Below are 12,064 nucleotides of genomic sequence, written 5' to 3' on the forward strand. Positions count from 1 at the left end.
CTTTGCAGTAAGGTTTCTACTAATTTGTCACCAGATGTTTTTTGCGTCATGTTTTGTATTTTACCATGCTGTGGCTAGATTGTGAACCTTCTTTTTTGCTGTTACCCCGATTTATTGAGCGGATACGTCAATTCGATAGCGCGGCGCTCTTGAAAAAGTTGAGTAACACTAGAAAACCAAGCTATCCGCTCCTCGATAGATTGGTGTTCTGCCTTCAGCAACTCGGCAATTTTATTTGCCAGTTCTGCAAAAGTAGGAAGTTCCACTTCCTCTTTGCAAGAATAGTGATTGCTCTCCCCAGTTAGATGATTTTCTACAGACAACACAGCATTTTGACTGCGTACCCGAAACACAGTCAATCCCTGATTTTGCAGTTGATTGCAGAGGTGATTTAACAAACCGTCGGAAGAACAAACAAAAACTTGTCGGACATCCCGATAGCGGTGTAAAATAGCAGCACCAAAAGCAATCATTTTACCGTCAGCGGTGTTAGCGCCGCCCGGAGAGTGAATTAGTTCGTAACCGCGATCGTACAATTCAGTATCCAGCTTACCGGTGCTGGGGTTTTTCCAGTTAGCAAAAGCAATCTTAACTTGCAGGGGATAGCTGCACAAACTGGCTAAAAACTTTTCCGCATTAATGTCGAGTTTCAGGTTTTCTGCATCTAGCAGCAAAATCGCAATTTCCCGATCGCACTTTACGGCTGTTTCTGGGGATATCGTACTTTCCGCGCCTTCGCCACTAAACGGGGATCGAGGCTCAAAACCTTGTTGGCTAACAGCTTGGGGCGGATAAAACTGCTGGCGATGGGAACTGCGGCTGTGGCGGAATCGATCGGGCGAACGTCGGGGATTTTTCATTAACTGACAATGGTAGCTTAACTTTATGGTGGCCGATGGGCTAATAATAAAATAAATACACTTAACAATTCTTAAAAAAAATGGCTAGAGACTTGCGGGGATTCCTGAAACTCCTAGAAGAAAGGGGACAACTGCGCCGAATTAGCGCTTTAGTCGATTCCGACCTCGAAATTGCCGAAATTTCCAACCAAATGCTGGTCAAAGGCGGGCCCGGACTTTTGTTTGAAAACGTCAAAGGGGCAGAATTCCCCGTCGCGATTAACCTGTTGGGCACAGAAGAACGGGTTTGTTGGGCGATGAACATGGAAAAGCCGATCGAACTAGAAGAGCTCGGCAAAAAATTAGGTATGCTACAACAGCCAAAACCGCCGAAAAAGATTTCCCAAGCCATAGAATTCGGCAAAGTTTTGTTCGACGTAGTGAAAGCCAAACCAGGCCGCGACTTCTTCCCAGCTTGTCAGCAAGTGGTATTTGAAGGAGAAGGCGTCGATTTGAACAAAATCCCGATGATTCGCCCCTATCCGGGAGATGCGGGCAAAATTATCACCCTGGGTTTGGTAATTACTAAGGATTGCGAAACCGGTACGCCGAATGTGGGCGTTTATCGGTTGCAGTTGCAGTCAAAAAACACGATGACTGTACACTGGTTATCTGTCCGGGGCGGCGCGAGGCACTTGCGGAAAGCGGCGCAGGCTGGTAAAAAGTTGGAAGTTGCGATCGCCCTGGGAGTTGATCCGCTGATTATTCTCGCCGCCGCCACACCGATTCCTGTAGATTTATCGGAATGGTTATTTGCCGGACTTTACGGCGGTTCCGGCGTGCAATTGGCAAAGTGCAAAACCGTAGATTTGGAAGTACCGGCGGACTCGGAAATTGTGTTAGAAGGAACGATTACCCCGGGCGAAGTTCTGCCCGACGGGCCCTTCGGCGATCACATGGGTTATTACGGCGGTGTGGAAGATTCGCCGCTAGTTCGCTTCAACTGCATGACGCACCGCAAAGACCCGATTTATCTGACCACATTTAGCGGGCGGCCGCCGAAGGAAGAGGCTATGATGGCGATCGCGCTTAACCGCATTTACACCCCTATTTTGCGGCAGCAAGTATCGGAAATTGTCGATTTCTTCTTACCGATGGAAGCGCTTAGTTATAAAGCCGCAATTATTTCCATTGATAAAGCATATCCCGGTCAAGCGCGCAGGGCTGCTTTAGCATTTTGGAGTGCATTACCGCAGTTTACTTACACTAAGTTTGTGATTGTTGTGGATAAAAGTATCAACATTCGCGACCCGCGTCAAGTAGTTTGGGCAATTAGTTCTAAAGTCGATCCGGTTCGGGATGTATTTATTCTGCCGAATACGCCCTTTGATAGTTTAGATTTTGCCAGTGAAAAGATTGGTTTGGGAGGCAGAATGGGGATTGATGCTACTACGAAGATGCCGCCGGAAACCGATCACGAGTGGGGGGAAGTTTTGGAGTCAGATCCTGATATGGTGGCGATGGTCGATCGGCGTTGGGCGGAGTACGGTTTGGCCGATTTGAATTTGGGTGAGGTCGATCCGAATTTGTTTGGTTATGAGATGAGGTAGTAGTCGTAGGGTGTGTCGCCACAGAAAAGTCCTGAAAGTCGATCGACAATCTCATAGCGACGCACCTCACAAATAGTCAGCGGTAGGGTGCGTCAGGAAAGGTAATTCTCAATCATCACGGACAATCTCATTCTGACGCACCAGCTAATAAATGGTGCGTCAGCTATGAGATTGTGAGTTTTTCCTAAACATCTTCGTAGCTGACGCACCCTACTTAACTGCGGGGAATCTAATTCTGACACACCATTTATTCCGGGTGTGCGTCAGTTGTGAGATTGTAAGTTTTTATCGAAAATTTCATTCTTTTGACGCACCCTACTTGACTTTATACGCGAGTGAGAATGCCTGCGGGATTACCAGGGGAATCCTCAAAGATTGCTCCTCGGTTGATTAGGTCTTTTTTGAGGTTTTCGGTCTTTTTTTAGTTCTTGGTCAATTCCTAAGTTACCAAGAAATTGAATCTTATCCAACTTGATACCGTTCAGGTTGGCATCACTCAGGTTGGCACCACTCAGGTCAGCACCTCTCAGGTCGGCACCGCTCAGGTCGGCACCGCTCAGGTCGGCACCGCTCAGGTCGGCATCTCTTAGGTCGGTATCTCTTAGGTTGGCACCTCTCAGGTAAGCATTTCTCAAGTCGGAACCGCTCAGGTCAGAACCGCTCAGGTCGGCATCTCTTAGGTTGGCACCTCTCAGGTAAACATTTCTTAAGTCAGCGTCGCTGAAGTCAGCACCGTTTAAGTCTCGCCCTGCTGTAATTTGGTTAGTGACAATTTCCTCTACTAAACGCCATTTTTTTTCGCTGCTTTCGTCATCTTCTGAACTTTCGCTTAGTATTTGAACATCCTCAACAGGAAACCCATCTAGCTCTGTTAATTCTCCTGACTTAATCTGAATTAAAAGTCGCTCAATATCTTCTTCACACCCTTCTATGATTAATTTGATGCTGCCTTCTTGAATATCAATAACTTGTATAGTAGGAACTTCATGTTTTTTGAGCATAGCTTCAAATCTCTGGGGATCTGAAATCGAATTTATCGAATTCATATCACCCTGCAATGTAATTATTAAAATTTTGTTTTTTTGACTGTCTTTATCTATGAGAGCTACTTGGGGGACAAGCATTTTCTGCTTTACTCCCTCTTCAATAATATCAGGGATAGCATTAACCTGAATTTCTATTGGCTCGTGATTTATTATGCTCTCTTGTGTTATTCCTGCAATTTCTTGCCATTTTATTTTTAGTGAATCACATATTCTTTTGAAGGAATCAGGCTGAATAGGCTTTTGATTGAAAAATTTTGTAACTATACTGCGCGATAACCGTTGAGACTCGGCAAAGTTACTTTTTGAGTCAAACCCTAGCCTGATTAAAGCTCTTTCTGCTGTGTCTACACCTTTTTCAGTTGCTACAATAGTAAGTTTTTTCTTTTTTCTGCATGGGCTAGCGTCTGGCATTGATTACCTCAATTTCATAAAAATAATTCTTAGCGCAGTCATATCTAAAGCATAAGGCAATCATAGCAAAATCAAAAGAGAACAACAAGACAATCATTGCCTAGTCAAGGTTTCAGGGATTTGGCTGCACAATAAAAATATGAAGTCTACAGGTTCTACGAAATCATGAATAACAAGTTAATCACCAACTCTCACTCCGCACTAGAAATGATTGTTGTCAAAGAGCGTTTGCGCCAATCGCGTTATAGCTTTAACGCAGCTTTAGCAGCAACCGTACTCTCTACCTGCATCAGCCTTCTCGGTGCGGCACTTCTATTGTCTGGCAAAGTTACTGAAGGCGCTGTCACCACATCTAGCGGCATGGCTGTAAGTGTGGGTTGCTTGAAACTTGCCAAGGATGCAAACGATCGCCTTGACAGCATAACAAAAGAATTAATAGATGACACGAGGGAAACAGCCGAGATGCGATCGAAAAACGAACCGCGAAGACCCAAAGGGCGCTAAGCAAGAGAAAGAAAGCCCTCTCCCCTAATTTTCCAAAACCTCAACCAAGTCTTCGATCATCAAATCGAAGACAGCAGCAAGTTTCTGCAAAGCCGTGTAGTCCACAGTTGCCAGTTTAGGAGCTTGCGCGTATTTTTTGACCGTGCTGTAGGGAATGCCCGTTCTGTCAGAAACTTCTTTTAATGTCCAACCCTTCTCCTCAGCCAGTTCTCGAACTCTTAAGCGAATTTGCCCCATTATGCTTGACAGAAGCTATGCTCATAGCTTTTAATGATATACAGATAGCGATCGCCCTCCGACCTGAGAAATCAAGAGCGATCGCCTTTCCTTTACCACCCACCAAAGTGGGCAGAACAAATCTATGATACCAAAAGAATCGACCTATCGCGATCGACTTGTGCCTTGGCATCTAATTCGCCATCTCCCCAACTGTCAGCGGTTAACAGTCGCCCGTTTCGCCCGCCGCCGCGATGCGGAATCTTACCTAAATGCACTGCGCCGCTTAATGCCCGCCGTCCCGCATACAATTGTGTTCGTGAATGCGCTGTCGGCAAATGAAACCAGCGTTCCAGTTCCGGTGCAATTGTCGATCGAACGTTAACTGTCAAAAAGTGCGATCGCACATCCGGCAATTATTCTATTTTGCCGGATGTGTGATCGACCTAATTATCCCCAAAAGTCTTGTTAAACTAGAAATAGATTTGAGTCAAGGAGTCACATCAATGCCATCTCCCTTCCCCGGTATTGACCCATATTTAGAACATCCCGAACTCTGGCCGGGAATACATCACTTGTTAATCAATCAAATTGCTAGATTTTTATCTCCTCAACTGCGTCCTAAATATTTAGTTGATGTAAAAGTAAGAATCTATGAAACTCCTGATGACGATACTCTACTAATTGCCATTCCAGACGCAACAGCATCAAATGTAGGATTTGCAACACTTCCAACACAACCTATAAAAGTAACTCTTCCCGTGCCTTTCCCAAGGCGGGAAGGATATTTAGAAATTAGGGAAAGAGAAACAAAAGAATTAATAACAGTTATTGAAATCCTATCACCTACGAACAAACGCGCTGGTAAAGGGCGAAAAATTTATGAAGAAAAGCGAGAGGAAATTTTAGGAAGCCGGACTAATTTAGTGGAAATTGATTTATTGCAGCGCGGGCAAAAAATGCCCATTATTGAGAATATTGATAGCCAATATCGGATTTTAGTTTGTCCGGAAAATCACCGCCCTTTCGCGGATTTGTACGCTTTTAACGTCCAAAACCCGATGCCTGCTTTTTCTTTGCCACTGCGATCGGGCGATATTGAACCTGTCATCAATTTACAGGAATTATTCACTGAAATTTACGACGTAGGAAGTTATGACCTCAAGATAGATTATCGCAATTGGGAAGTCATACCAGCACTCTCAGAAGCCGATACAATTTGGGCAGATGCTTGGTTGCGCGATCGCCAATTGCGATGAACACCTGTTCGATCATTCGGACTTCAGTCCTCTTTTTATAAGATAGGACTAAAGTCCTTACGACAAACCTCATCAAATAGTTAAACATCCTGACTTTGCATCAACCGCTGCTTCAAACGCGCCGGATCTCCCCGATCGACAACTTGGCCCTTTTCCAACAAAAAAGCCCCATCACAATAATTCAACTCATCCAAACGATGAGTCACCCACAAAGCCGTAATCCCGCGATTTTTCACCAACCGCTGCACCGCCGCCACCAAATCCAACTGAGAATCAGGATCTAACAAAGCCGTCGGTTCATCCAACAGTAGAATTTCACAGTGACGGGCGATCGCCCCAGCCAAAGCAATCCGCTGCTTCTGTCCCCCACTCAAAGCATAAATCGGCCTGCGCTGCAAATCCAGCAAATTCACAGCCTCCAAAGCCTCAGCCACCCTCTCGCGCACCTGAAGATTAGAAAGCTTTTCCTCCACCAAACCAAAAGCCACATCCGCACCCACCGTCGGCATCACCAACTGGTGATCCGGGTTTTGGAACACAAAACCCACACGCCCGCCCAGATCAATTTCGCCCGACTGGGGGTGCAGCAGCCCAGCCATCAGCCTCAGCAGCGTAGATTTGCCGCTACCGTTAGTACCCAAAAGCATCCAAAACTCGCCCTTGGGTACATCCAGAGAGCAACCTTGCAAAACTCGATCGCCCGACGGCCAGCAAAAACCCAAATCGCGCACCGCAACCGCTGACTGGCTCATATCGGCACCAACACCCCCAGCCCTCATTCTCCTATTGTCATCGAGACAAAACCCGGCGCTCGGCCTGCAGAATTAGTCCCCGATTTCTGAGAGATCACCACCCCAGAAATCTCGCTGCTGAGGACAGCTACCTTTTTCTCAGTATTTTTCTCACAAGTGAGTTCCAAAATTTGCGGTTGGGAGTTGCGCATTGCCTCTAAAACCTGCTGGTAAACAGCCTCAGCGTCCTCCGCCAACTTCCGCTGCACCGACAAGGAGACGGGCGTGTTCTTCACAATCATGTCAATGCTGAACATATAGTCTTAAAAACCTAAGTTGGGAGCTCTACCCTCAGTATATATATAGGACAGGACTTACGCATCAAGACTCAAAAAACCAGCTTTTTACCCTTTCGGCGGGATGTCACAAAGTATTGCTGTGGAAAAATCCGCTTTCGATCCGGGGCGGTGCCAAGAGTGCCCGCCAGGATTCCGGGTTTATTCCAGGACTTCGAGGACTTCCGACACCAGTCAAGATCCCAAAATTCTTGAATAAATGCTTGCCATTGTAAAGAATTACTCCTATAATCTTAAATACGGTAAAGAAAAGTAAACTCTCTTCATAATCCAACTCGTTGTCTGTTAGGCAGAGCAACGTTTGGGCAATAATGACTAGAGACAAATCCGTTGTAATTATATCTATTTGGAGATTTGCGTAATGACAATCGCAGTCGGACGCGCCCAGACCGAACGAGGCATATTTGATGTACTCGACGACTGGCTTAAGCGCGATCGCTTCGTCTTCGTAGGCTGGTCTGGCATCCTGCTATTCCCCTGCGCCTACCTATCCATCGGTGGCTGGCTGACAGGCACCACCTTCGTTACCTCCTGGTACACCCACGGTTTGGCAAGCTCCTACCTCGAAGGAGCCAACTTCCTCACCGTCGCAGTATCCACCCCAGCCAACAGCCTCGGACACTCCCTGCTATTCCTGTGGGGCCCCGAAGCACAGTGGGACTTCACCCGCTGGTTCCAACTCGGTGGCCTGTGGACATTTGTCGCCCTTCACGGCGCCTTCGCACTGATCGGCTTCTGCCTGCGTCAGATCGAAATTGCCCGCTTAGTCGGCATCCGTCCCTACAACGCCCTCGCATTCACCGGCCCCATCGCCGTGTTTGTGTCCGTGTTCCTGCTTTACCCCTTGGGTCAATCAGGTTGGTTCTTCGCCCCTAGTTTCGGCGTCGCAGCAATTTTCCGCTTCCTACTCTTCCTGCAAGGCTTCCACAACTGGACGCTCAACCCCTTCCACATGATGGGCGTTGCAGGCATCTTGGGCGGCGCGCTGTTGTGCGCTATTCACGGTGCAACCGTAGAAAACACCCTGTTTGAAGATGGCGAAGGTGCTAACACTTTCCCAGCTTTTAACCCAACTCAGTCAGAAGAAACCTACTCAATGGTGACAGCTAACCGTTTTTGGTCGCAAATCTTCGGAATTGCGTTCTCCAACAAACGTTGGTTGCACTTCTTCATGCTGTTCGTTCCCGTCACAGGCTTGTGGATGAGCTCCATTGGTATCGTCGGTTTAGCATTAAACCTGCGCGCCTATGACTTCGTATCACAAGAATTGCGCGCTGCTGAAGATCCTGAGTTTGAAACGTTCTACACTAAGAACATTCTGCTTAACGAAGGCATCCGTGCTTGGATGGCTCCGACCGACCAACCCCACGAAAACTTCATCTTCCCAGAAGAAGTTCTGCCTCGTGGTAACGCTCTCTAATCAGCGCGAAGTATCAAAAATTTCAACATTTTGAAAGGGTAAGATAAAGCAATTTAGTTTTTACCCTCAATGTTTAAAAAGCTCCTGCCGATCGCTCGGCGGGAGCTTTTTTGTTGTAATTATGACAATATCGAGTATTCTCGGCCAAACGAGGATTGTGCCAACTTGCTAACTGATTCATTTACGCTGAACACATCTCAACACTGCTGAACAATGATGAATGTGTAACGATAGCTTTGCCGCAAGCGGTAAAGGAGGAATCCCTCAAAGTTATAGGCAATAGCCTATAACGCTTTAAACACCTATTTTCACGTCTTGGTTTTGACGCTGGTTTGTCTTAATTGAGTGGTCGATATATCACCACTCAAACGAACCAGACACGGTGCAATACCGATCTCTTTGATTTTACCAAAACGTGATCACCAAGCGCGATTATTTCTATTGCGCGGATAATCACCGTAAAATTCAGCAAATCAATCGACAGGACTAAACTCTCTTGAAATGCCTCTGCGTTGATCTGCGTTGATCTGCCCTACATCTGCGCTTGGACGATCGATCAAAGATTTATGCAATAATTCTAGTCAAATTCTACATTCGATCGCTTTGGCGGACTTTCCATCCACCACACGACATCGCCGCATTTGTCAATCTTAGATCTGGCGAGAAATTGAGGAGCGGGCGATCGCACATTTCCCGCTTGACACCGCTCCAGATCCCAGCAATCCGTTCAAAAGCTCGTTAGCGAAGCCCTCGAAGAGGATCGTCCGCTGGCTGTAGAGATCGATCGAAAACCTCGCCCCGTCAGTAATTTGCCCGCATCTTGCAAAAATATCAATTTGCATCCCCCCACTTCTAATTCCTTGTGTTATTCTAATAATTGTGATTACTGAAACGATACTCAGAACGCAGGTTCTTTCGGTTACGCTGGCAAGGGCTAGCGCACAAATCCTCACACCAAATCTTGTATTTGGGTGAGGTGCGTTCAAATATTAAACCATTTAGCTAATCCCGGAGGTGATGCCCATGATAGGTAGTAAACTCATGGGTCATCAGATTGGAAACTACCGGCTGTGCGCCGGGGCCGCTCACTAGCAGCCAGCCCTCGTTTCCAACTGGAAACGAATTCCATCGGGAACCAGGCTGAGCTAGGGATTCTCCCGGCAGTCAGGTTCTAATCTGAAGACCCGCTAGACCGCTCTCACCTCAAATAGTGTTAAATCTTGAGTGTTAAAACTTGAGGCTCAACACTATTGGTGAGAGCGGATAGTTTTTGGTTATATTTTCCACAGGTGAGCAATTAATCTGTTATTAATCTCAAATCAAAGTAAAAAAATTATGGCTGATCTACTTAACGATACTGAAATTCAAGAGCGCACCAGTCAATTATCGGGCTGGAGGATTGAAGACAAGCAACTGCGGTGTACCCGGAAATTTAAAGACTTTATTGCTGCGATCGCCTTTGTGAATAAGTTGGTCGAACCCTCAGAAGCCGCCGGACATCACCCAGACATAGAAATCTCGTATAACAAAGTAACAGTTAACTTGACAACTCACGATGCCGGAGGCTTAACTGAAAAAGACTTTGCGCTAGCCCAAGAGATTTCTAAGCTAGATTAGAAGAGTTCCCGTTTTCAGAACAAGAGCCACTGCATCTAGCGACAGTCCCCGATCGCGGAAAGTTCGCAAATAAAAAATCGACTCTGGGTTAAAATCGGTGTGAAAAAGTCGAGATGCTAAAAGTCCAATGTATTAAAGGCTATTCGCCATCCTCCGACCATGATCGTATTTGAAAGGCCAGAGTTCTTGAACGAGTCTGCTGAAAGAACCGATCTGATAGAAAAGCTTTTGGATATTGGCGCGGCTCTGTCGAGCGCCCAAGATTTAAGCGGCTTGCTAAATTTAATTTTATCCAAAAGTAGGGAAATTACCAGCAGCGATGCGGGCAGCGTTTACTTAGTAGATCGCAGCGACGAAAAACCTAAGCTGCTGTTCAAGGTAGCCCAAAACGCTTCTAAACCGGGCCTGTCGTTTAAAGAGTTTGCGCTGCCGCTGACAGACAAAAGTTTGGCAGGTTACGTAGCAATTACAGGTCAAAGTTTGAACCTGTCGGATGCCTACGACTTACCCCCAGGCGTACCTTACCAGCTAGATACCAGTTTTGACAGGGATATTAATTACCGCACTTGCTCGGTAATGGTGTTGCCGATGCAAAACAGAGAAGGCGAGACAATCGGCATACTGCAACTGATCAACCGCAAAACAAAGGCAGATGCGGTGCTTACAGCCGAAAATGCCTGGGAATCGACGCAGCAGTATACTTTGTGGGAAGAAAGAATAGTTCGATCGCTCGCATCTCAAGCAGCAATCTCGATCGAGCGCAATCAACTCCAAGAAAGCATAGAACATTTGTTCGAGGGCTTCGTCAAAGCCTCAGTCCAAGTCATAGAAGCCAGAGACCCCTGTACCTACGGCCATTCAGAACGAGTAGCAGCCCTCACAGTACGCCTGTCAGAAGAAGTAAACAGCGTCAGCGGTGGATGGCTGCGATCTATTTACTTTAACAACCGCCAAATTCAAGAAATTCGTTATGCCGCCCTGCTCCACGATTTTGGTAAAATCGGAGTACCCGAAGCAGTTTTGACCAAGCAGAAAAAGCTCTACCCCGCACAACTAGAAATCATCCGCCACCGCTTTGGCTTAGCTCAGCGGACGATGGAAATGGAATGCGTCCAGTCTAAATATAAATACTTGCTAGAGCATTCAGCTTACCGAAAACACCCGGACGAAGGGCCCTCCTGCGCTCAATGCCAGGAAATAGAACAGCTAGACACGGCGCTAGCAGACGCAAAAACCAGATTGGCAGAATACTGGGAAGTCCTGCTAGAGGCCAACGAACCTCACATTTTGGCAGCAGAACCCCTAGCTCAACTGCTAGAACTTTCTAAGCAAACTTACAGAGATATAGACGGGGCAATGAAACCGCTGCTGAGTCCAGACGAAATTGTGCAATTGATGGTGGCGAGGGGCAACCTGACAGCAGAAGAACGATCGGCAATCGAATCTCACGTCACTCACACTTACGAATTTCTCAGCCAAATTCCGTGGACAAAGGATCTAAAAAATGTGCCCCAAATAGCCTACGGACATCACGAAAAACTGGATGGCACAGGCTATCCGCGAGGTCTAAAACACTCCGAAATTCCCATTCAAGCGCAGTTGATGACGATCGCCGATATTTACGACGCCCTGACAGCAGGCGATCGCCCCTACAAACGAGCTCTACGCCCAGATGCAGCAGTAAAAATTTTGCGGCAAGAAGCAGCTCACAACAAAATCAACGCCGATTTGTTAGAATTGTTCGACCGCCGCCGAGTCTTTAGCGTCCTCGGACACAGCTTGGATCCAAAAGTCGAATCAGCCTAGACGATTCGGGCGTGCTGTGGTGAAGTACCCACATCAACCGCTAGGCGGTATGGTGTAGGCTTCCTAATTCATCGGCAACAGCCTGGGAAGTAGTAGACTTACGCCCATACTTCTTTGGTCTTACATTGCCTCCAAGGGCAGTAGCGCTGCTTCCCAACGCCAATATCCGCAAGCCTTCATTTCTGATAATTAAAGTCAGTGAAGGAGTCGCCTCCTCCACTGCTCTCCAAAACGGAACGTGATCGTTTC

At 46.8% G+C, this 12,064-nt stretch carries 13 protein-coding genes and 1 pseudogene; 7 read left to right on the forward strand and 7 right to left on the reverse strand.

What is annotated here, in order from left to right; genetic code table 11:
- Positions 1-101: 101 nt before the first annotated feature.
- Complete coding sequence (locus tag K4039_RS25675) at positions 102-860, reverse strand: NYN domain-containing protein (protein ID WP_265239342.1); 759 nt, start codon at positions 858-860, stop codon at positions 102-104.
- A gap of 80 nt (positions 861-940) precedes the next feature.
- On the opposite strand from K4039_RS25675, the gene K4039_RS25680 reads away from it, so the two are divergent.
- Entirely contained in the window at positions 941-2,449 is a 1,509-nt protein-coding gene (locus tag K4039_RS25680) for a UbiD family decarboxylase (RefSeq protein WP_265239343.1), read from the forward strand.
- A gap of 368 nt (positions 2,450-2,817) precedes the next feature.
- On the opposite strand, the gene K4039_RS25685 is transcribed toward K4039_RS25680, so the two are convergent.
- Positions 2,818-3,906, reverse strand: a complete 1,089-nt coding sequence (locus K4039_RS25685) for a pentapeptide repeat-containing protein (RefSeq protein ID WP_265239344.1) — start codon at positions 3,904-3,906, stop codon at positions 2,818-2,820.
- A gap of 165 nt (positions 3,907-4,071) precedes the next feature.
- Here K4039_RS25685 and K4039_RS25690 point away from each other — a divergent pair, with 165 nt between their 5' ends.
- Positions 4,072-4,410 carry a hypothetical protein gene (locus K4039_RS25690; protein WP_265239345.1) on the forward strand — a complete coding sequence of 113 codons (339 nt, stop codon included), beginning with the start codon at positions 4,072-4,074 and terminating at the stop codon, positions 4,408-4,410.
- Positions 4,411-4,434: 24 nt separating this feature from the next.
- On the opposite strand, the gene K4039_RS25695 is transcribed toward K4039_RS25690, so the two are convergent.
- A complete protein-coding gene (locus K4039_RS25695) occupies positions 4,435-4,647 on the reverse strand; it encodes a helix-turn-helix domain-containing protein (protein WP_106149178.1) in 213 nt (70 codons plus the stop codon).
- Positions 4,648-4,771: 124 nt separating this feature from the next.
- On the opposite strand from K4039_RS25695, the gene K4039_RS25700 reads away from it, so the two are divergent.
- Together K4039_RS25700 and K4039_RS25705 are read left to right on the forward strand one after the other, a co-directional pair.
- The gene (locus K4039_RS25700; RefSeq protein WP_265239346.1) at positions 4,772-5,011 is read left to right on the forward strand and encodes a hypothetical protein; all 240 of its coding nucleotides are present in this window, start codon (positions 4,772-4,774) and stop codon (positions 5,009-5,011) included.
- A 121-nt stretch (positions 5,012-5,132) separates the two neighbouring features.
- Complete coding sequence (locus K4039_RS25705) at positions 5,133-5,885, forward strand: DUF4058 family protein (RefSeq protein WP_265239352.1); 753 nt, start codon at positions 5,133-5,135, stop codon at positions 5,883-5,885.
- Between the two features lie 80 nt (positions 5,886-5,965).
- Here K4039_RS25705 and K4039_RS25710 read toward each other — a convergent pair whose 3' ends face one another.
- Together K4039_RS25710 and K4039_RS25715 are read right to left on the reverse strand one after the other, a co-directional pair.
- Positions 5,966-6,664, reverse strand: a complete 699-nt coding sequence (locus K4039_RS25710; RefSeq protein WP_265239347.1) for an energy-coupling factor ABC transporter ATP-binding protein — start codon at positions 6,662-6,664, stop codon at positions 5,966-5,968.
- Positions 6,661-6,933 carry a hypothetical protein gene (locus K4039_RS25715; protein WP_265239348.1) on the reverse strand — a complete coding sequence of 91 codons (273 nt, stop codon included), beginning with the start codon at positions 6,931-6,933 and terminating at the stop codon, positions 6,661-6,663. The genes K4039_RS25710 and K4039_RS25715 overlap by 4 nt, the downstream gene beginning before the upstream one ends.
- 400 nt (positions 6,934-7,333) lie before the next feature.
- On the opposite strand from K4039_RS25715, the gene psbD reads away from it, so the two are divergent.
- Positions 7,334-8,392 (forward strand): photosystem II D2 protein (photosystem q(a) protein), encoded by a 1,059-nt coding sequence (gene psbD / locus K4039_RS25720; RefSeq protein WP_265234851.1) that lies wholly within the window; start codon positions 7,334-7,336, stop codon positions 8,390-8,392.
- Positions 8,393-9,042: 650 nt separating this feature from the next.
- On the opposite strand, the gene K4039_RS25725 is transcribed toward psbD, so the two are convergent.
- Positions 9,043-9,234, reverse strand: coding sequence for a hypothetical protein (locus K4039_RS25725; protein WP_265239349.1), 192 nt, complete (start codon positions 9,232-9,234; stop codon positions 9,043-9,045).
- 493 nt (positions 9,235-9,727) lie between these two features.
- Between K4039_RS25725 and K4039_RS25730 the strand changes: the two genes are divergently transcribed.
- Both K4039_RS25730 and K4039_RS25735 read left to right on the forward strand, forming a co-directional pair.
- Positions 9,728-10,009: a 4a-hydroxytetrahydrobiopterin dehydratase gene (locus tag K4039_RS25730; protein ID WP_265239350.1), complete on the forward strand. Its 282-nt coding sequence runs from the start codon at positions 9,728-9,730 to the stop codon at positions 10,007-10,009.
- Positions 10,010-10,168: 159 nt separating this feature from the next.
- Positions 10,169-11,815, forward strand: a complete 1,647-nt coding sequence (locus K4039_RS25735; protein WP_265239351.1) for an HD domain-containing phosphohydrolase — start codon at positions 10,169-10,171, stop codon at positions 11,813-11,815.
- 40 nt (positions 11,816-11,855) lie between these two features.
- Here the strand turns inward: K4039_RS25735 and K4039_RS25740 are convergent.
- A pseudogene (locus tag K4039_RS25740) lies at positions 11,856-12,064 on the reverse strand (hypothetical protein); the annotation flags it as partial.

Source organism: Lyngbya sp. CCAP 1446/10, assembly GCF_026130175.1.
In the GTDB taxonomy this organism is placed as follows: Bacteria; Cyanobacteriota; Cyanobacteriia; order Cyanobacteriales; family Microcoleaceae; genus Microcoleus.